The sequence below is a fragment of the Microbacterium sp. K2 genome, assembly GCF_051365005.1.
Lineage (GTDB): Bacteria > Actinomycetota > Actinomycetes > Actinomycetales > Microbacteriaceae > Microbacterium > Microbacterium foliorum_B.
In genome coordinates, this window is record NZ_JBLWII010000005.1 from 69,773 (window position 1) to 88,359 (window position 18,587).

Consider the following 18,587-nt stretch of genomic DNA (forward strand, 5'->3'; position numbering starts at 1 on the left):
CGCCCTCCCACATGGGAACCCGGAGGCCGCGCTGGCGTGCAAGGGTGTCGACGGCAGTGGTGCCGTCGTCGTAGACCTTGGTGACGTTCTCGAATCGGATCATGACTGCTCCTAAAGGGCGGTTCCGTTGGTGAGCCCGGCCGACATGCGGCGGGCGGCTGCTGCGAGAAGCGCGCCGCACTGCTGGGACGACTTCTCGGTCATCCGGTAGCTCGGCACGAGGACGCTGATGACGGCCACGATGCGTTCCCCCGCGGCGATCGGCGATGCGATGGCGGTCACGTCGCGCTCGATGCCCCGCTCGACGACCACGAAGCCTTCGGGGGGCGTCTCGCCGCGGAGGACGAGTCCGGCCGCCGACCCTTCGAGGGGGATCGTGCGACCGACCCAGTTCGAATGCCGGACGGAGTGGGATCCTTCGACGATGCTGATGTAGAGGGCGGATGCCGCGTGCCCCTCGACGCTCAGGTAGACCGATTCGCCGGTCGCCTCTTCGAGCCCGACCATCTCTTCGTGGCACACGTCGATCAGGGACTCGTGACCGAGAGCCCGCGCACCGAGCTGCATCAGCCGGGAGCCGGCACGATAGCTGCCTTCGTCGTCGCGCCGTACGAAGCCGCTGGACTCGAGTGTGCGAAGCAGCCGCAGCGCGGTGCTCGGCGCGAGGTCGACCGCCCTGGACGCATCCGCGAGGGTGGTGCTTCCCGTCTCGCACACGTTGGCGAGGAGCGAGAGCGCCCGTTCTACGGTGCGCGTGGACTGTTCGCTGATGAGAGCCTCCCTGAACCGACAACGCTGACGATAGGTTCCGCATCTTGCCCGGACCGCTCGAACTGTTTTCTATCTAATAAAATACACGTGCCGCTGGATGGAATGAATAGCCGAGTCGAGATTCTCACGTTCTCCGGATGTAGACCCTGGTACTGCCTCACAGCCAGGGTCAGGACTGCAGCCCGATGTGCCCGCGCGCCGTCGTTCGTAGCGTCGAAGGCGAACGAAAGGCGCGACATGATTCGAGTTCAGTCTCTGACGAAGCACTACGGCGAGAGGGTGGCCGTGAACGGTATCGACTTCACCGTCGAACCGGGCACGGTCACCGGATTCCTGGGACCCAACGGGGCCGGCAAGTCCACGACCATGAGGATGATCGTCGGCTTGGACCGGCCGACCGCGGGTACCGCGGAGGTCAACGGACGGGCCTACGCGGATCTGCCCGCACCGCTGCGCGAGGTCGGCGTTCTGCTCGATGCGCGTTCGGCGCACAGACGCCGCACCGCCTACAAGCACCTGCGGGCGATCGCGGCCACTCACGCCATCGGCGCCGCACGCGTGCGCGAGGTGATCGAGATCGCCGGACTGGATGCTGTGGCGGACAGGCGGGTCGGCGGATTCTCGCTCGGCATGAACCAGCGGCTGGGGATCGCCGCGGCTCTGCTCGGAGACCCGCAGACGATCATCCTCGACGAGCCGGTGAACGGCCTCGACCCCGACGGCATCCTGTGGATCCGCGGCCTGCTGCGGCAGCTGGCGGGGGAGGGGAAGACCGTGCTGCTCTCGTCGCATCTGATGAGCGAGATGACACAGACGGCCGACCATCTGCTGGTCATCGGCCGAGGGACGATTCTGGCCGACGGGCCTCTGCACGACGTGGTCGCGGGTGTGACCCGATCCGTGGTGCGCGTGCGGACCAGAGAGGTCGAGCGACTCATGAGCACGCTCGCGGGCTCCCGGGTCACCATCACGACGCACCCGGATGGCGCGGTCGAGATCGACGGCCTCGCCGCCGAGGAGGTGGCGCGTGCCGCGGCCGACGCGGGCATCGTGCTGTACGAGATCGCCACCGTCGAGGGCTCGCTCGAAGACGCCTACCTCGCCCTCACCGCGCACGACACCGAATACCGCGCGACCGCGCACGACGCCACCGAAGGAGCCGGACGATGACCCTCACCACGAGTCCCCGACGAGCGGATGCGCGCACTCGCCGCCCCGCGTTCGCCCACGTGCTGCGGTCGGAGTGGATCAAGCTGTTCAGCCTGCCCTCCTCCGTGCTCGCCCTCGCGGCGATCTTCCTCATCGGGGTCGGCGGCAGCCTGTTCCTCGGCGTGACGCTCGAGTCGTCGGGTGCGCCGTCGGTGCTCCTGATCGAGCGCACCATGGCCGACGTCACGGTGCCGACCGTCGTCCTCGGCCAGATCATCGCCGGTATCCTCGGAGTCATGCTGATCGGCGCCGAATACGCATCGGGCTCGATTCAGCCCACGTTCGTCGCGGTCCCCGACCGGTTGCGCGTCCTTCGCGCGAAGGCTGTCGTGGCGTTCACCGTCGTCACTGCGACCGCCCTCATCACGGTGTTCAGCGCATGGGCGCTCACCACGCCGATCTATGCACAGTTCGGCCTCGCGGCACCGCTCACCGCACCCGGGGTCGTGCTCGCGCTGCTCAGCTCGGCGGGGTATCTCGGGCTCTGCGCACTGTTCGGGGTGGGCATCGGGGCACTCGTGCGATCGACGACCGCGGGAGCGATCATCGTCTTCCTGGCCACGCTGCTGCTCCCCGTCCTGACGTCGCTGCTTCCGTACGGGCTGCTGTCCCGCGCTCTGCGCATCGCCCAGCTGGGCAATGCGGGCGATGCGATGAGCCGGGTCGGCGCGGAAGGCGGTCCGTTCCTCGACCTGTGGAGCGGTCACATCAGCGTGGGTGCCGGCTGGCTGATCGCGGCGATCTGGGCGGCGACCGCGCTCGCCGCGGGCGCGATCACACTGCGCAAGAGAGACGTATGACACCGCGGCGATCCGACCTCGTGGCTCTCGGGGCGTACTCGGCGGTCTCGCTGGGCCTCGGCTACCTCTCGCTCGAGTCGTCGCTGACCACACCCGCGTGGGCGCTCGTCACGCTGTTCGTCGCCGGCATCGCGACGATCCTCGTCTCGCACCGGCACCCGCTCGTGGCTTTCATCGCCGTCATCGCGCTGCTCCCGCTGTCATTCGCCGGCGGATCAGGCGCCGAAGCGGTGCTCGTGGTCGGGGCGCTGTACCGGTGCGGGGTCGACCTCCGGCCGCGGCACGCCTGGGCGGCGTTCGCCGCGACCGCGGTGTCGGGCACGCTCGCGGCGCTGGTGCTGGCGATCCGCGTGCGCCTCGGCCCGCCGCTGCTCGGGCTGGCACCGCGAGTGGACCTCGACGCCTGGCCCCTCGACTGGCTCGGCATCGCCAGCGTCGTGGTCGCGGTCTCGCTGATGTCCACCCTCGTCGGGCTCAACGTCGGCCACCGGCGGCGCGAGCTCCGCGCACTCGTGGAACGAGCGGAGCAGATGCGCCGCGAGCGCGACCAGGAGGCGCACATCGCCGCCGCGCTCGAGCGCGAGCGCATCGCGCGGGAGATGCACGACGTGATCGCCCACAGCCTCGCCGTGATGGTCGCGGTCGCCGACGGGGCGCAGGCCTCTGCAGTCGCTCGGCCAGAGGAATCCCGCCGGGCGATCGGGCGGGTCGCCGAGACCGGGCGCCGGACTCTCGTCGAGGTGCGGCGCCTGCTGACGACGGTCCGCGGCGAGGGCGACCCGGTCGACCGTCAGCCGACGCAGGCGACCATGGAGCGCATCCCGTCTCTCGTCGAAGAGTCGCGGATCGCGGGTCTGCCGGTGCGACTCGAGCAGACGGGCGTCATCGACGCCGATGCCGTGGTGGGGCTGACGGTCTACCGCATCGTGCAGGAGGCGCTGACCAACGTCCTGCGGCACGCGCGCGACGTGCAGGACGTCGTGGTGAGGATCAGCATCACGGACGAGGAGGTGTCGATCCTCGTGGAGGACAGATCGGCGTCGGCTCCACCGATCGTCGACCCGGGCCGTGGCCTGGTCGGCATCCGCGAGCGCGCCGCGTTCTACGACGGGCACGTCGAGGCCGGCCCCCGACCGGGCGGAGGCTGGCGCGTGTTCGTACGACTGCAGACGGAGAACCGATGACGACACCCGATGCCCACGCCGCTCGCATCCGTGTGCTGATCGCCGACGATCAGGAGCTGGTCCGCTATGGATTACGTCTCGTGCTCGAGGCCGAGAACGACATCCACGTCGTGGGCGAAGCCTCCGACGGAGCGTCAGCCGTCGACGCCGCGATCGCGCTGGGGCCTGACGTGATCCTGATGGATGTGCGCATGCCCGGCAAGGACGGCATCGAGGCGACGCGCGATCTCAGCGCACGGTTGCCACACACCCGGGTGCTCGTGCTGACCACCTACGACCTCGACGAGTTCGCCTTCGGGGCACTCCAGGCCGGAGCCGCGGGGTTCCTGCTCAAGAACACACGACCGGCAGAACTCGTCGCCGCGATCCGCACGGTTGCGACGGGCGACGCCGTGGTCGCTCCGCGGATCACCTCGAAGCTCATCGAAGTCGCCCTGCCGCACCTGGCACCCCGCACCCACCAGGCTCGGGACGATGCCCTCTCGGTGCTGACCGACCGGGAACGCGACGTCTTCGTTCACATCGGGCGCGGCCTCACGAACACCGAGATCGCGAGGGCCATGCATCTGAGCGAATCCACGGTGAAGGCCCACTTCGGCCGCATCCTCGTGAAGCTCGACCTGCCCCACCGTGTGCAGGCGGTGATCCTGGCTTACGAGCTCGGCGTCGTCAGGCCCACCGGCCAGTAACCCCGCGGCGCAGGGCCGCCCATCATCGCAGACTCGCTGCGGAGTGTCCACCACTGCCGTGCGGCCCTGTTCGTTGCAAGACTCGGCGCATGGTCTTCATCGGTTTTCATGCCTCGCACGAGCAGATCGCACCGAGCACGCTTCTCGACGCGGTGATCGGAGCCGAGCGCGCAGGCTTCGACGGAGCGATGTGCTCCGACCACCTGGCGCCGTGGACCCGGGCGCAGGGCGAGTCCGGTTTCGCGCTGAGTTGGATCGCGGCCGCGCTCGCGTGCACGGAGTTCTCGATCGGGATGGTCAATGCTCCTGGTCAGCGCTACCACCCGGTGATGATCGCTCAGGCGTTCGCAACTCTCGAGGAGATGTTCCCCGGTCGCTTCTGGGCGGCGATGGGCAGTGGCGAGGCGGTGAACGAGCACGTGACGGGCGAGGGGTGGCCGGCCAAGCAGATCCGCAACGAACGACTGCGCGAGAGCGTCGACGTGATCCGCCGGCTGATCGACGGCGAGGAGGTCGATCACGACGGCCTGGTGCGCGTGCACCGAGCACGAGTGTGGAGCAGACCGGCCGAGCCGCCGCCGCTGTTCGCGACCGCCGTGAGCGCCGAGACCGCGGAATGGGCGGCGTCGTGGGCGCAGGGCCTGGCGACGGTCGCTCAGGAGCCGGCCGCGCTGCAGCGGGTCGTCGATGCCTATAGTTCCGCCGGGGGCACGGGCCCCTGCATCCTGCAGGTGCACGTCAGCCTCGCGGAGAGCGACGCAGCGGCATTCGCGATCGCTCGCGAGCAGTGGACCAACGGTCTGCTCTCGCCCCCGGAGACGTGGGATCTCGAGCAGCCCGAGGACTTCGAGGCGGCGGTGGCGGGCCTCGACAGGAACGATCTGCAAAAGGCCGTGCTGATCGACCACGACGCCACCGCGCTGGCCGGTCGCGTCGCCGACCTCGCGGAGATCGGATTCGATCGCGTGTACCTGCACCACGTCGGCACCGAGCAGTCGCACTTCCTCGCCGCTGCCGAATCCGAACTCATCCCCGCACTGAAGGAGCGACTGTGAAGATCACCGACACGAGCGACCTCTGGTGGAAGACCGCGGTCGTCTACTGCCTCGATGTCGAGACCTTCCTCGACTCGAACGGCGATGGGATCGGCGACCTGCAGGGGCTGGCCCAGCGGATCGACTATCTGTCGCAGCTCGGCGTCACCTGCCTGTGGCTGATGCCCTTCTATCCGAGCCCCGACCGTGACGACGGCTACGACGTCAGCGACTTCTACGGTGTGGATCCGCGTCTGGGCACTCACGGCGACTTCGTCGAGGTGATCCGCACCGCGCGCGATCGGGGGATGCGGGTCATCGTCGACCTGGTCATCAACCACACCTCTGACAGGCATCCGTGGTTCCTCGCCGCCAAGCGCAGCGTCGACTCGCCCTATCGGGACTACTACGTCTGGCGCGACGACGCTCCGCCGAAAGGCCAGAAGAACGCCGTCTTCCCCGGCCAGGCGAACGGCATCTGGGGCAAGGATGAGAAGTCGGGGCAGTGGTATCAGCACAGCTTCTACGAGCACCAGCCCGACCTGAACATCGCCAACCCTCGCGTGCGTGACGAGATCGCGAAGGTCATCGGGTTCTGGTTGCAGCTGGGCATCTCGGGCTTCCGCGTCGACGCGGTGCCGTTCCTCCTCGAGATCCCCGAGGGCGCCGGCATCCCCGAGCCGCACGAACTGCTGCGCGACATCCGCCGGTTCCTGCAGCGTCGGTCGAGCGAGGCGATCCTGCTCGGCGAGGTCAACCTGCCCTACGACGAGCAGGCGCAGTACTTCGGAGGCGATGACGGCGATGAGCTCACGATGCAGTTCGACTTCGTCGGGATGCAGTCGCTGTACCTCTCTTTCGCGCGCAAGGATCCGGCTCCGCTGATCGAGGCGCTGCGTGCCCGGCCTGTGCTCGGCGCCGAGGTGCAGTGGGCGAACTTCCTGCGCAACCACGACGAGCTGACCCTCGACAAGCTCAGCGACAGCGAGCGGCAGGAGGTGTTCGAGGCGTTCGCGCCCGACGAGCGGCAGCGGGTGTTCGGGCGCGGCATCACCCGGCGCCTCCCGCCGATGCTCGACGGCGACCCGCGTCGCATCCGCATGGCCTACAGCCTGCTGTTCACCCTGCCCGGCACTCCGGTGCTGTTCTACGGCGAAGAGATCGGCATGGGCGAGAACATCGAGATCCCGGGCAGGGAGGCCGTGCGGACTCCGATGCAGTGGTCCCACGATCGCAATGGAGGATTCTCGGATGCCGCGCCCAGCCGGCTCGTCGCTCGTCCGCCGTCCGACGGATATGCGCCGGAGCACGTGAACGTCGCCGCCCAGCTGGATGACCGAGGGTCCCTGCTGCACTTCATCCGTGCTCTCACGACGAGCTACCGGATCTCCCCGGAACTCGGATGGGGCACGTTCGAGGTCATCGACCAGCAGGCCGACTCGCTGCTCGTGCACTCGCTCTCGGCCGACGTCGGCAAGATCATCGCGCTCCACAACTTCGCAGAGGTGCCGGTGACCACCTCGTTCCGGCTGGCTGACGAGCCGGAGGGCACGACTCTCGTCGACCTCCTCGAGTCGTCGCGCCTGACGCTCGACCCGAAGGGCGGGGTCGAACTGGAGGTGCCGGCGTACGGCTACCGCTGGCTTCGCGTATCGCGGCCCGGCGACGGCCGAGTGACCTGAGGCTCCGGGGGCGATCGCGCGCCAGTGACATCGAGACCTGGGCGCCGCACAAAGTGGTCGTGTCGGAGACTCCGATCGACTCTTTCCGCGACGATCTCGTCTAACTCGTCGCACGGATGCCGCGAATGGCCGTCGCCACGAGCGCCCAGGGAACCGCGCCGGCAGCCGGTGCCACCGTCGAGACCACGCCAAGGTGCCCGCGAACGGCGCCGCGAGCAGGGTGGGTGTGCCCGACCCGCCGATTGCGGCCTCTCTGTCCCAGAGCGAAGACCGGGGGATAGCACCCGCTCCACGATCACCGTCATCGGCATCTTCGGATGCTCCGCGGGTGGCGCTCGAATTGGCGGGATGAATGGATCGATCTTCGACCCCCGAGGGCCTCGCGCTTTCTCCGGTGGTTCGTCACCCCGCAACGTCCGACGGACCGCGTTCCGGCGCATCCTCAGCGCACGCGCTATCTGCTCGATCGACAGCTTCTCCGACGGATGCAACCGGAGAGCCTCTACCCACGTGTCCACTGAAATCACCCTCCAAGATTGGGGCTGGGGGTCTATTCCAGTGGCGTTACGGGGTCCGTCCTAGTTCGGCGCTCACGGTGTCACAGATATATTACGCCGCGGGTCCAATATATCCCCCGTGGAACCAATATATAACCCCCCGTGGAACCAATATATAACCCCGCGAGGCCAATATATAACCTGGTAGGACCACATTTCAGGTGTCCACTAACCGCCGACACGTCGCACCGTGGGCGTGTGCTAACGTGGCCGACAGCTTTTGGGAATACGCGATCGGAGAGTGTGAATCTCGTCGGCCGAAAGAAATCGAATAGAGCATGTCAGGGGGGCATTGTGATAGTGGATTCTATCGAAGGATTGCGAGAGACTTCTCTCTTCATGCGTATGCATGAGGCGTACCCGGATCACGAAGTGTACGTGAAACTGGAGGGTCTGAACACGGCGGGTTCGATCAAATTGAAGGCCGCTGTGGCTTTGATTGACCACCTGGAGAAGGACGGTCGGTTGAGGCCTGGTGGTGGAGTCGTCGAGTCTTCCTCAGGCAGCCTGGGTGTCGCCCTCGCCGCCGTGTGTGCGCGGCGCGGGTACAGCCTCACTATCGTCACGGATCCAAACGCGAACGACGCAACCGTTGCGCACATGAAGGCACTGGGCGCTCGAGTCGAGGTCGTCAACGAACGGGATGAATCCGGCGGATACCTAGGAACTCGACTCGCAAGAATTCAACAGCTTCAAAGTCTGAAGAATGGTCCTGTGTGGACGAATCAGTATTCGAACTCGGCGAATTCGAATGCTCACAGCACGCTGACCTATCCGGCAATCGTGGAGGAACTCGGCGATCCAGATCTCATTTTCGTCGGCGCGGGAACGACCGGAACCCTGATGGGTGTCATTCAAGGCGTCTCCGCCCGTCGTGTGCATACCGAGGTGTATGCAATAGACAGTGTGGGATCCGTCACCTTCGGTGGGCCGCCTTCGACAAGACACATTCCTGGTCTGGGGGCGAGTGTCAGGCCTCCGCTATTCGTGGGCGCGCGTGTTCCGCACCAGTATTACGTGCGCGAAGAAGACGCAGTTCGCGAATGTCGGCGAGTGGCCGCTTCTGAGGGATACCTTCCCGGGGGCTCGACCGGAACAATATTGGCAGGATTCCGCGCGCTTTCTTCAAGAATTCCAACGGGGAGTCGAATCGTCGTCGTGGCCCCGGACCTCGGCGAACGTTATCTGAATACCGTATACAACGACATTTGGGTGAACCAGAAATTCGGACACGCGGCGCTCGACGTTGATGTTCCGCCGATGACGACCTCAGCAATCTATGACTACGAGAAAAGCAATGTTTGACACCAAGGATTTGACAGTCATCGGCGCCGATCGTGTCGATGAATTCCTCCGTGGACGTGAGACGGAGATCATCGGCATCGTCGAAGACACCTACCTGACGCACAACCGCGGCGAGACGGTGAACCCCGACAGCTATTTCCTGAGGTTCCCCGAGCAGCGGCAGGACCGCATCATCGCCCTGCCCGCGCACATCGCGAAAGAGGGCTCGCGATCGCTCGGCATCAAGTGGATATCGAGCTTTCCTGCCAACGTGGAGCGCGGACTCCAGCGCGCGTCAGCGGTGATCATCCTGAACGATCCGGACTCCGGATTCGCAACCGCACTGATCGAGGGGAGTCGCATCAGCGCCGCGAGGACGGCCGCCTCGGCCGCCCTTGCCGTGAGATCCCTGCACGGAGAGCCATCCAGCATCGGCGTCGTGGGCTCCGGTCCGATCGCTCGTGCGATCCTCAGATTCATCGGCGCTCTCTATCCGACCGCTGTGCCAGTGCGCGTCCACGACCTGAATCCGGATTCCGTCGCGCGGATGATCGCGGAGTCCAGCGGTGATCACGCAGCAGGAACCCTGGACGAGGTCATGGCGGCCGACGTGGTCGTGTTCGCTACGAGCGCCGGAACGCCCTATGTCTCGCGCGCGAAGCGCTTCCAGCCGGGTCAGCTTGTACTGAACGTGTCGCTTCGCGATCTCGCCCCTGAGACGCTTCGCGACACCAACAACATCTTCGACGATGTGGAGCACTGCCTGAAGGCGAACACCACGCCGCACCTGCTCGAGCAGATGGACGCGAGTCGCGACTTCGTAACAGGGACTCTCGCGCAGGTCATCGAGGGCGATGTCGAGCTGGACCCGACTCGGGCGACCGTCTTCTCGCCCTTTGGGCTCGGTGTGCTCGATCTGGCCATATCGCACGCGCTTTTCGAGCAGGCGAAGATCGACGGCTCAGGCGTTCGGGTCACGGACTTCCACGGCGAGATGGGGCGATAACCACCATGAACTTGACACAGAGTCTGCAGCCGAACGGCTATCAGCTGATCATTCACGGGGCTGCGCTCGTCGGTCCGGCGAGGGAATGGGATCTGGGCCTCACCCTCTACGCCTATCTCGAGGACTGGGCTGAAAGGCAACCGGAGCGCATAGCGGCTGTCGACGTCGAAGGCGAGCAGATCAGTTATCGCGAGATGCTCCTGAGAGTCCGACGTCGCGCGGCCCACCTGCGCGAGGTCGCCGCTGCTCAGCGCTTCGTTCTCTCGCGCAGGGGCAGAAGCGTCGAGTGCCTCATCGACATCGTGGCCTGCAACGCCATCGGTGCCATCTACGTTCCCGTGGATCCGGCCTGGCCTGCGCACCGGCTCGAGCACGTCACGCGGACAACGGATCCCGCGATCATCCTGACCGACGATGCTCAGGCTGACGTGACATACGATCTCGCCACTCATGGTGAGCTCATTCGCCGGGTCGCGGATCCTGCGAATGCGCCCGCCTACTGTCTCTTCACGTCCGGGAGCACGGGGCAGCCGAAGGGCGCGCTCGTAGCGCAGATGGGTATGCTGAATCACTTGCACAGCAAGGTCGAGTTGCTTGATCTCGACCGGGATTCCGTGGTCGCAGAGACGGCTCCGACGACTTTCGATGTGTCCGTGTGGCAGTTCGCTGTGGCGCTGCTGGTTGGCGGAACTGTTCGGGTCGTCCACGATGATGATGCTCAGGATCCGTTCGGACTCTCGGATCTTCTCGGCCGAGAGCGCATCACGCATGTCGAGGTCGTCCCTACCGTGCTCCGTGAACTCATCCACGCGATACCGACGGATGCGAACCTGTCGGCGCTTGCCGGAATGATGGTGACAGGGGAAGAGCTCCCCCTCCGACTCGCGCAGGACTGGGGCGCGAGATTCGAGCACATTCCACTCGTGAACGCCTATGGTCCGACCGAGTGCTCCGATGATGTCACTCATGCGGAGATCAGTGAGAAGACACTCGCACCGGGCACGGTTCCGATCGGCGCGCCCATCGCAAACACTGCGCTCTACGTGCTGGGGCACTCGGAGCATTCCTGGCATTCCGTCTCGCCGGGCGAGCAGGGCGAACTCTTCGTCGCCGGCCCGTGCGTCGGACTCGGTTATGTCGGTGAGGACGAGAAGACGGCCGGAGCTTTCGCGACCGTAGACGGTTACCCCTTCCGCATCTATCGCACAGGCGACCTCGTTCGGGTCCGCGCGGACGGTCTGCTCGTGTACGAGGGTCGTAGCGATCGTCAGGTCAAGATCAACGGGGTTCGCATCGAACCCGGAGAGATCGAGAACAGGATCCTCCGAGAGGCCGCCGGGCTGAGCGCGGTCTCGGTGGTGAAGTACATACCTGCGGTTCGCGAACGAAGCGCCATCGTTATCCGCGAGACGAACGAGTCTTTCCTGCGTCCAGGGGACGCGCGACTCGTGGCCTTCTTCTCAGTGGCCGACGGCAGTCGCGTCACGTCTGAGGCTCTGAAGATGCGGGCGAGGGATGTGCTGCCCGCTGCGATGCGTCCATCGCGGTGGCTTCAGGTCGACGAACTCCCGCTCACGGCGAACGGGAAGGTCGACATCAATCAGCTCGAATCGCTCGCTGTCGAGCTCGGTGGTGCTGACGGGGCGATTGGAAGCACGGCGCTCATCGATCGTCATCGACCTGACGGGGAGCCGGCGAGAACGTCCTTCCTCTCACTGGTCGAGAGCGTTCTCGGTCACGAGGTCGACTCGACGTCCAGTTTCGTCGAGGCCGGTGGTGACTCGCTTCGCGCAATCCAGCTGTCCAGTAGTCTCCGGGCCCAGGGGAAGAGCGTGCGCGTCGCAGATCTCCTCTCTGGCCGCCCGTTGGAGGAGCTCGAACGGGATGTCGCGTCGAAGCGTGAGGACCCCGTTGCAGACTCCACGATCGAATCGCGGGTGATGAGTGGAAGCACGGACGATCGGCTCCCTCCGATCTGCCCGATGAAGCCGTCTCAGATGGGTATCTACTTCCAATGGCTGCTTGAGCCGGAAAGTGCGTACTACAACTACCAGGTACTTCTCGAGAGCCGGGGAGGACTCGACGTTCCCAAAACCCGTCAGGCGCTCTTCTCCGCTCTTCACGCCAACCCTCAGCTGTTCGCGCGGTTCGAAGTGGCAGAGTCCGGCGAGTTTATCCAGGCCTTCCCCTCGACGGGCGACATTCCGCAGACGGCCGATGTCGAGTACGTCTCGTCGCGCGCGGATGCGCGTGCGAGGTCCAAGGATCTCGCCGCTCAGCCGTTCGACCTCGAGAGCGAACCGTCATTGCGCGTGCATGAGCTGCGGGTGGAGACCGGTGAGACCTGGTTCGTCGTGACGATGAACGAGATCCTCATCGACGGCTGGGGCACGATGAAACTCGCCGAGTTCATCTCGGAGCTGTATGACGCAGATGACGCTGACACGGCGGCCGAGTTGGCGCGAGCCAACCTCGCCGCCGTGGCCCGGTACTTCAACCGCGCCGTGGTCGAAGTGGAGATGACGGAGGAGTCTCGTGCCTTCTGGTCGAAGAGTCTGAGCGGCATCTCTGTGCAGCCGCTCCTCAGCGACATCGACGATGCGTCTCACGACGCCTACTCCTCGTCGATCGTGGAGGCATCGCTCGGTCATGACACCACCGTGGCCATCAGAACGAACGCGAGCGCACTCTCCACCACTCCGTTCGCGGTCTTCGTTCTCGCGTACTCTCTCGCGTTGGCGACCGTCACCGAACGCGACGACTTCGTGGTCGGTGCGCCGGTGTCCCGCCGAGAGCTGCACACCCTCGTGGATGTCCCGACGCTCACGCTGAACATGGTCGCGATGCGAATCCTCATCGATCGTGGTCGCCCGTGCGACGAGCTGGCGCGAGATCTGTCTTCGTCGGTGACGCGCGCCGTCTCGTTCAGCGACAGTCCGTTCAGCTCTGTCGTGTCGGAGTATGCCGAGCACACCAACGGGGATCCTCTCTTCAGCACGATGGTGAACATGCTGACCTACCCCACGTCCGAGTCGTGGAAGGGGACTGAGAGCATTCGGTTCGTCGAACTCGACACGGGCTTCACGAAGTATGACGGTTCGCTCTACGTCCAGCAGCACGGCGAGGACTACACGATTCAGCTGGCCTTCAAACAAGCGAATGTCTCGCAAGAAAGGGCGCGACAGATCCTCGCGCTGACCGCCTGGTATCTGCGATCGGATCTGCGTTCGTCCTCGGTCCGCGTGGATGACCTCATGCGGCGGGCCATGCACGATTTCGACCTCTCCGGCATACACGCAGTGGAGTCGGTCGACACCCGAGAGAAGGCCGGATGATGGCTCCGCTGATGAAGATGCCGACTGCTCCGTTGCGGACCGGCACGGTCCGGTCCGATGCTGTCTGCGTGGAAGCGTCCGACGGGGCTTCGCAGACCTATGGCGAGTTCTTCGGCAATGTCGAGAAGTGGCGCCGATGGATCGAGCGGACCCTGGCGAGGGAGCAGGTGGTCGCCGCTCAGCTCGACCTCTCGCCGATTTCGATGGCCCTGATGGTGGCATCGCTGACCGTTCATTCCCGCATTGCCTGGTTACCTCCAGGGGAGGCCGCGTCCCGAGAGCAGCGAATGATCGAACAGCTCGGCGATTCGGTGTACCTCTTGGACGACGCGTCAGCCGCACGCATCCTGGACGAGGCGGAGGCTCCGCGACTCACCGAGATTCGTCTCGATGCTTTCGGACCTGAGCGGTGGGCCACAACGACGAAGTTCATCTACTTCACGTCCGGCTCGGAGGGACGCCCGAAGGCGGTTCAGGTCGGTATCGGCGCGATCGCGAACCGGCTGCAATGGATGTGGACGGAGTTCCCCTTCGCGCACACGGACCGCGTGGTCGTGCAGAAGCCCCTCTCCTTCGTCGCATCGTACTGGGAGATTCTGGGTTCCCTTCTGGGCGGTGTCGTCGCGGTCCTGATCTCGAGCGCGGAACGAGGGCGGCCGGACCTCTTCTTTGACGTCGTATCGTCCGCGGGCGCTACACACCTCTTTACGACCCCCGTGGCGCTGCGCGGCCTGGTGGAAGTCGCAGAGGAGCAAGGATCTGCTCTCCCTGCGCTGAAGCTGGTGTGCAGCAGCGCGGATCGGTTCCCGACGAGCCTCGGCCACGATCTCGCGGAGACCGCTCCTAATGCACGGATCCTCAACCTCTATGGGGCGACTGAGACGACGGCGAACACGAGCGCCTATGAACTCTCAGCGACGGACCTCTCCAGGGCATCGGTTCCACTCGGATCTCCGATCTCTCACACCCGATTTGTCATCCGTGATTCGTCCGGTGTCGAGTGCGACGAGGGGGTGGAGGGATCCGTCGCAGTGCAGGGGCTTCCGCTTGCGGACGGGTACCTCATCCGCGGGGTTCTGTCCGACGGTGACGCGTTCTCAGGATCGGGAGAGTCACGGGAGTTCCTATCAGGTGACCTCGGATATATGCAGGATGGCAAGCTCTTCCTCACCGGTCGTGCCGACAACGCGGTCAACGTCTCAGGGTTCAAAGTGCATCTGGAAGAGATCGAAGCAGCGGCCATGCAGCTCAGTGGCCGGACAGGCCAGTGTGCTGCGGTGCACATCGAAGACTCCGGAGCGAATGTTCTCGCGCTCGTGGTGCCGAAGGACTGGCGAGGCCACATATCGCGCACATCGCTGGCGCGTTCGCTGCCGCCCCACATGGTGCCACGACTGATCGTTCCTGTCGAGACCGTTCCCCTTGTCCGCACGGGAAAGGTGGATCGTTGGGAGTGCGCCGCGCTGGTGAAGGAGGCGATGCGGGAAAGTCGGAATTCGGGGCACTCCATGGGCGGCTCCGACGATGGGGACACCCTTGCTCGACTGTGGACGACTTCGCTCGGCCAGGACTCGACTGCCGTAGGAGATGACTATTTTCGCGACGGCGGCGACTCTCTGCGCGCAGTGGGCCTTCTGGCTGCGGTGCGGCGACAGTTTGGGGTGCGGGTGCCCCTGCGTGGGTTCTATGCCGATCCATCGATGACGTTCGTGCTCAGCGTTATTCGGAACTCGAGTCAGAAAGCACTGAGCCTGTGAAGAACTCCTCTTGGCAGCAGGTGAGTCACGCCGATGATTCGCGCGCGACGGTTCTCTTGTTCCCGCCGACCGGGGCGGGAGCCCCTTCGTTTCGATCGGCGCGGGCGCTTCAGGGCGTGTATGACTCATGGGCGTACTGTCCACCAGGGCGCGGTACCCGCTTCGGCGAACCGGGTTTCACAGTGATGGAGAAGTTCGTAGAGGAAACCGTCGCCACGATCGATCTCGACGACTCGACTCTGATTATCGCGGGAGTGAGCTTCGGTGCGGCTCTGGGCTTCACGGTGTGCGCTGCTCTGGAGAGGCGCGACGTACGAGTCGATCGACTCGTCGCTATTTGCGGTGTCGCTCCGGGCAACTACGTCCGCGCCCAGACGCGGTGGGATCTTGATTCCGCCCGCGCACGCATGATCGACTACGGGCTTACGCCGCGTGAGGTTCTCGAGATGGAGGACGCGGACGAGATCTTCGTGCAGCCGACCCTGGACGATCTTCTGCTCGCCGACTCGTACGGCGGATCCGGTGGTGTGTCTCTGCGCGCCGACCTGACGTGCGTGACAGCGTCCGATGATCACCTCGTTCCAGAATCCGAAGCGGCGTCCTGGGCGAATGCGACGCGATCGAAGTTCACGCACCTGCACGTGCCTGGTGGCCACTACGCACATACGGACTTCGGGACGAAGGGGTGGATTGATGTTCTCTCGTGATCCGGCGGACAACAGCCGTCAGTGGGTGGTTCTGGTGGGAGTGATCACTTCGGGCTCAACGGCGTCGAGAAGCTGGTTCGAATCGTTCGCACGAGCCTGTCGCGACAAGGGAATGCTGATCTGCGGTGTCGACTTCGAGGGCGCACTTCGCGCTGGTCGCGCTCCCATCGTTCTCGATCACGTCGTCACCGTTCCCGGGCCGTATGCGCGAGAGGTGTCGTCGGAGTCTGTGGGGTACGTTGCTCGAGCTCTCCGATGGGCGGGTGTCGATGACATCGGGCTGGTCACGGCCATTCGGGAGAACTATCAGCTCCTCTCCGCGCAGATCGGTGCCGAGATCGGGGCTAGGAGCAACAGTGTCGATGTGGTGAAGACGATCCAGGACAAGCCGGCGTGCAGGGAGGCTCTTCGCAGCGCCGGCATTCTTCAACCTCAGAGCTATCGAGTGGTCGCCCGAGCGAATGGCGACAACGTCCTCGTCGCGGAGGACGGCGACGACGTGTCGGCGCAGGAGATCCACTCAGCCAGCGGCTGGATCCTCAAGCCGGCGACAGGGATGGGCAGCGCTGGAGTTCGGTATCTCAGCTCCTCGGCCGAAGTCGTCGACGCGCTCGCCGCGTCGGAGGCGGACGGATACTGCGTGGAGGAGTTCGTGACGGGCGAGGAGTTCTCGGTCGAAGGCATCACCGTGGACGGAGCGGTGCGAGTCTACGGCGTGACGACAAAAGCGAAGAACACAGGATTCGTCGAGATCGGTCACCGGTTCCCGGCTCACCACCCTCAGCTGCCCGGAGATGAGGAGATCTCTCGTCAGCTGCAACGGTGCGTCGACGTCCTCGCTATCGAATGGGGGCATCTCCATGTCGAGTTCTGGGTCAGTGATGACGGGTGCATCGTGTGGGGAGAGTTCCATGTGCGCCAAGCGGGCGGTCTCATCGCTCCCGACATGATCGAGGCAGCACGACCCGGCCTGCGTGTCTACGATGAGCTCATCGACTCGCTGAGCGGCCGTCCTCTGCCGGCGCTTCCCCAGAGGACGACACATGCGGCTGTGGACTTCATCGAGTCCGAACCTGGTCGCGTGGTGATGGCCGGAGTGAGCTCATCGGCGCCGCCTGCATCGTCGGTTCACTGGGAGTACGGCGTGGGGGAGTACGCTCCGGCCGTCAACGGGCTCCGAGCGAACATCGCCGTGATCTTCGCGGGTGCAGACACCGCCGATGACGCCGAACAGATCGTGCAATCCGCTCGGCAGGCGTGCACGTTCGTTGTCGATTCCGTGGAGGACGAATCATGACTCGCAGTACGGCGATGGTCGGCGTGAATCGCAACGCGACACAGCAGATGCACGCTTCCGGAGCGAGCCCGAGTCACTACTGCGAAGAGCGCGAGATCTGGGACGCGAAGAGTCTCGGGGAGTGGCTTGCCGGTGTCGGTGTGCTCGAAGCGCGCCCCCTGTGGTTCGAGTACCAGCACGAGCCGCTTGAGGTTCCGGCTTCGCTGGTGCGTGATCTTCAGCGAGACGGCGTGGTGGGCATCCTTCCCGGGCTTGAATACGCCGTGGAGGGGGCCGCGCATCTCGCGCTCGCCATGGGCCTTCCCGGCGCGGGTGTGCAGGCGGCTCGCGCGTTGAGGAACAAGTCGCTGCTGCGAGAGGCCACGTCATCGTACGACTGGGGGTCTGTGGCTTACAGGTTGGTGACGTCGCGCGAAGAGCTCTCCGACTTCCTCGCCCATCAGGTGGACAGCGCGATCGTCAAGCCGATCGACCGACAGGGGAGTCTCGGCGTGGCACGAGTGGATCGGCACTCCGATGGGCCGGCGCTCTGGGACGACATTCTCAGTGCTTTCGAGAAGAATCAGACGATCACCGGGTGGTCGGGGCAATCCCGAGCGCTCGTCGAGGAGCTCCTCGTCGGCGACGAGTGCAGTGTCGAAGCTCTGGTCAGTGACGGCAGCGTGCAGTGGGTCAACCTCACTGCGAAGCATGTGCTCGACGGTCGTCATCGAGTGGAGATCGGCCACGAGATCGTCGCGGTTGAGGACTGGTGCCTTCCTGTCATGCAGGAGCTTGCATCGGCCATCGGCTTCGAGTTCGGGTTGCTGCATGCGGAGTTCATGAGAACGGCTCAGGGGCCGCGCTTGATCGAGTGCGCGGGGCGGCCGCCCGGAGATCAGATCCTCAACCTCATCGAGCACGCCTGGGGCTTCTCCCCGACCGCTGCGTGGAGCGCGATCATGTGCGGCGATTCCTTCGCCTTCCCGACTCGTGCGCGGGGGAGGGCCTCCGTCGCATTCATCTACGCGGATGTCGACGGGGAGATCGTCTCGGACGTCGATGCATCGTTGCTCTCGCCGGAGTACGTCTCGTCATACACCGGTGCTCGAGGAGACATCGTTCACCGGCCACGATCCTCGTGGGACCGCCTGGGATTCGTGGTGAGTGCCGAGGCGTTGGGAGCTCGAGGGCTGTACGACGACGCGCGCGAGCGTGCAGATCGGCTCCGCCCGAGAGTCGAAAGCGGGATGCTCGATTGAACGAATCCGCGAAGCGCGACGAGTCGGACGCCAC

The 18,587-nt window shown here is 65.1% G+C and carries 14 protein-coding genes; 13 read left to right on the forward strand and 1 reads right to left on the reverse strand.

Translation table 11 applies throughout. From position 1 onward, the window contains the following. Positions 1-111: 111 nt before the first annotated feature. Positions 112-771, reverse strand: coding sequence for an IclR family transcriptional regulator (locus ACLKOY_RS14460; RefSeq protein WP_436454377.1), 660 nt, complete (start codon positions 769-771; stop codon positions 112-114). 237 nt (positions 772-1,008) lie between these two features. Here ACLKOY_RS14460 and ACLKOY_RS14465 point away from each other — a divergent pair, with 237 nt between their 5' ends. The 13 genes from ACLKOY_RS14465 to ACLKOY_RS14525 all read left to right on the forward strand — a co-directional run bounded on the left by ACLKOY_RS14465 (position 1,009) and on the right by ACLKOY_RS14525 (position 18,553). Continuing rightward, positions 1,009-1,941 carry an ATP-binding cassette domain-containing protein gene (locus ACLKOY_RS14465; protein WP_436454276.1) on the forward strand — a complete coding sequence of 311 codons (933 nt, stop codon included), beginning with the start codon at positions 1,009-1,011 and terminating at the stop codon, positions 1,939-1,941. Next, entirely contained in the window at positions 1,938-2,780 is an 843-nt protein-coding gene (locus ACLKOY_RS14470; RefSeq protein ID WP_436454277.1) for a hypothetical protein, read from the forward strand. Before ACLKOY_RS14465 ends, ACLKOY_RS14470 begins: the two co-directional genes overlap by 4 nt. Continuing rightward, complete coding sequence (locus ACLKOY_RS14475) at positions 2,777-3,964, forward strand: sensor histidine kinase (RefSeq protein WP_436454278.1); 1,188 nt, start codon at positions 2,777-2,779, stop codon at positions 3,962-3,964. Before ACLKOY_RS14470 ends, ACLKOY_RS14475 begins: the two co-directional genes overlap by 4 nt. After that, a complete protein-coding gene (locus ACLKOY_RS14480) occupies positions 3,961-4,653 on the forward strand; it encodes a response regulator transcription factor (RefSeq protein ID WP_436454280.1) in 693 nt (230 codons plus the stop codon). The genes ACLKOY_RS14475 and ACLKOY_RS14480 overlap by 4 nt, the downstream gene beginning before the upstream one ends. A gap of 89 nt (positions 4,654-4,742) precedes the next feature. Continuing rightward, complete coding sequence (locus ACLKOY_RS14485; protein ID WP_436454281.1) at positions 4,743-5,708, forward strand: TIGR03885 family FMN-dependent LLM class oxidoreductase; 966 nt, start codon at positions 4,743-4,745, stop codon at positions 5,706-5,708. Next, positions 5,705-7,369 (forward strand): alpha-amylase family protein, encoded by a 1,665-nt coding sequence (locus tag ACLKOY_RS14490; RefSeq protein ID WP_436454282.1) that lies wholly within the window; start codon positions 5,705-5,707, stop codon positions 7,367-7,369. The genes ACLKOY_RS14485 and ACLKOY_RS14490 overlap by 4 nt, the downstream gene beginning before the upstream one ends. Positions 7,370-8,226: 857 nt before the next feature. Further along, a complete protein-coding gene (gene sbnA / locus ACLKOY_RS14495; RefSeq protein ID WP_436454283.1) occupies positions 8,227-9,231 on the forward strand; it encodes a 2,3-diaminopropionate biosynthesis protein SbnA in 1,005 nt (334 codons plus the stop codon). Continuing rightward, on the forward strand, positions 9,224-10,216 hold the full coding sequence (gene sbnB / locus ACLKOY_RS14500; protein ID WP_436454284.1) for a 2,3-diaminopropionate biosynthesis protein SbnB: 993 nt from the start codon (positions 9,224-9,226) through the stop codon (positions 10,214-10,216). The genes sbnA and sbnB overlap by 8 nt, the downstream gene beginning before the upstream one ends. A gap of 5 nt (positions 10,217-10,221) precedes the next feature. Further along, complete coding sequence (locus ACLKOY_RS14505) at positions 10,222-13,551, forward strand: amino acid adenylation domain-containing protein (RefSeq protein WP_436454285.1); 3,330 nt, start codon at positions 10,222-10,224, stop codon at positions 13,549-13,551. After that, on the forward strand, positions 13,548-15,308 hold the full coding sequence (locus ACLKOY_RS14510; protein ID WP_436454286.1) for a non-ribosomal peptide synthetase: 1,761 nt from the start codon (positions 13,548-13,550) through the stop codon (positions 15,306-15,308). The genes ACLKOY_RS14505 and ACLKOY_RS14510 overlap by 4 nt, the downstream gene beginning before the upstream one ends. A gap of 20 nt (positions 15,309-15,328) precedes the next feature. After that, the gene (locus ACLKOY_RS14515) at positions 15,329-16,015 is read left to right on the forward strand and encodes an alpha/beta fold hydrolase (RefSeq protein ID WP_436454378.1); all 687 of its coding nucleotides are present in this window, start codon (positions 15,329-15,331) and stop codon (positions 16,013-16,015) included. A gap of 364 nt (positions 16,016-16,379) precedes the next feature. Then, positions 16,380-17,312, forward strand: a complete 933-nt coding sequence (locus ACLKOY_RS14520) for an ATP-grasp domain-containing protein (RefSeq protein ID WP_436454287.1) — start codon at positions 16,380-16,382, stop codon at positions 17,310-17,312. Further along, positions 17,309-18,553 carry an ATP-grasp domain-containing protein gene (locus tag ACLKOY_RS14525; protein ID WP_436454288.1) on the forward strand — a complete coding sequence of 415 codons (1,245 nt, stop codon included), beginning with the start codon at positions 17,309-17,311 and terminating at the stop codon, positions 18,551-18,553. The genes ACLKOY_RS14520 and ACLKOY_RS14525 overlap by 4 nt, the downstream gene beginning before the upstream one ends. Positions 18,554-18,587 lie beyond the last annotated feature (34 nt).

What these genes read in the sequence shown, in the direction of transcription:
- ACLKOY_RS14485 (WP_436454281.1), top strand. Translation starts at nt 4,743, where the DNA reads ATGGTCTTCATCGGTTTTCATGCCTCGCACGAGCAGATCGCACCGAGC.
- ACLKOY_RS14510 (WP_436454286.1), top strand. Translation starts at nt 13,548, where the DNA reads ATGATGGCTCCGCTGATGAAGATGCCGACTGCTCCGTTGCGGACCGGC.
- ACLKOY_RS14470 (WP_436454277.1), top strand. Translation starts at nt 1,938, where the DNA reads ATGACCCTCACCACGAGTCCCCGACGAGCGGATGCGCGCACTCGCCGC.
- sbnB (WP_436454284.1), top strand. Translation starts at nt 9,224, where the DNA reads ATGTTTGACACCAAGGATTTGACAGTCATCGGCGCCGATCGTGTCGAT.
- ACLKOY_RS14480 (WP_436454280.1), top strand. Translation starts at nt 3,961, where the DNA reads ATGACGACACCCGATGCCCACGCCGCTCGCATCCGTGTGCTGATCGCC.
- ACLKOY_RS14525 (WP_436454288.1), top strand. Translation starts at nt 17,309, where the DNA reads ATGACTCGCAGTACGGCGATGGTCGGCGTGAATCGCAACGCGACACAG.
- ACLKOY_RS14465 (WP_436454276.1), top strand. Translation starts at nt 1,009, where the DNA reads ATGATTCGAGTTCAGTCTCTGACGAAGCACTACGGCGAGAGGGTGGCC.
- ACLKOY_RS14475 (WP_436454278.1), top strand. Translation starts at nt 2,777, where the DNA reads ATGACACCGCGGCGATCCGACCTCGTGGCTCTCGGGGCGTACTCGGCG.
- ACLKOY_RS14505 (WP_436454285.1), top strand. Translation starts at nt 10,222, where the DNA reads ATGAACTTGACACAGAGTCTGCAGCCGAACGGCTATCAGCTGATCATT.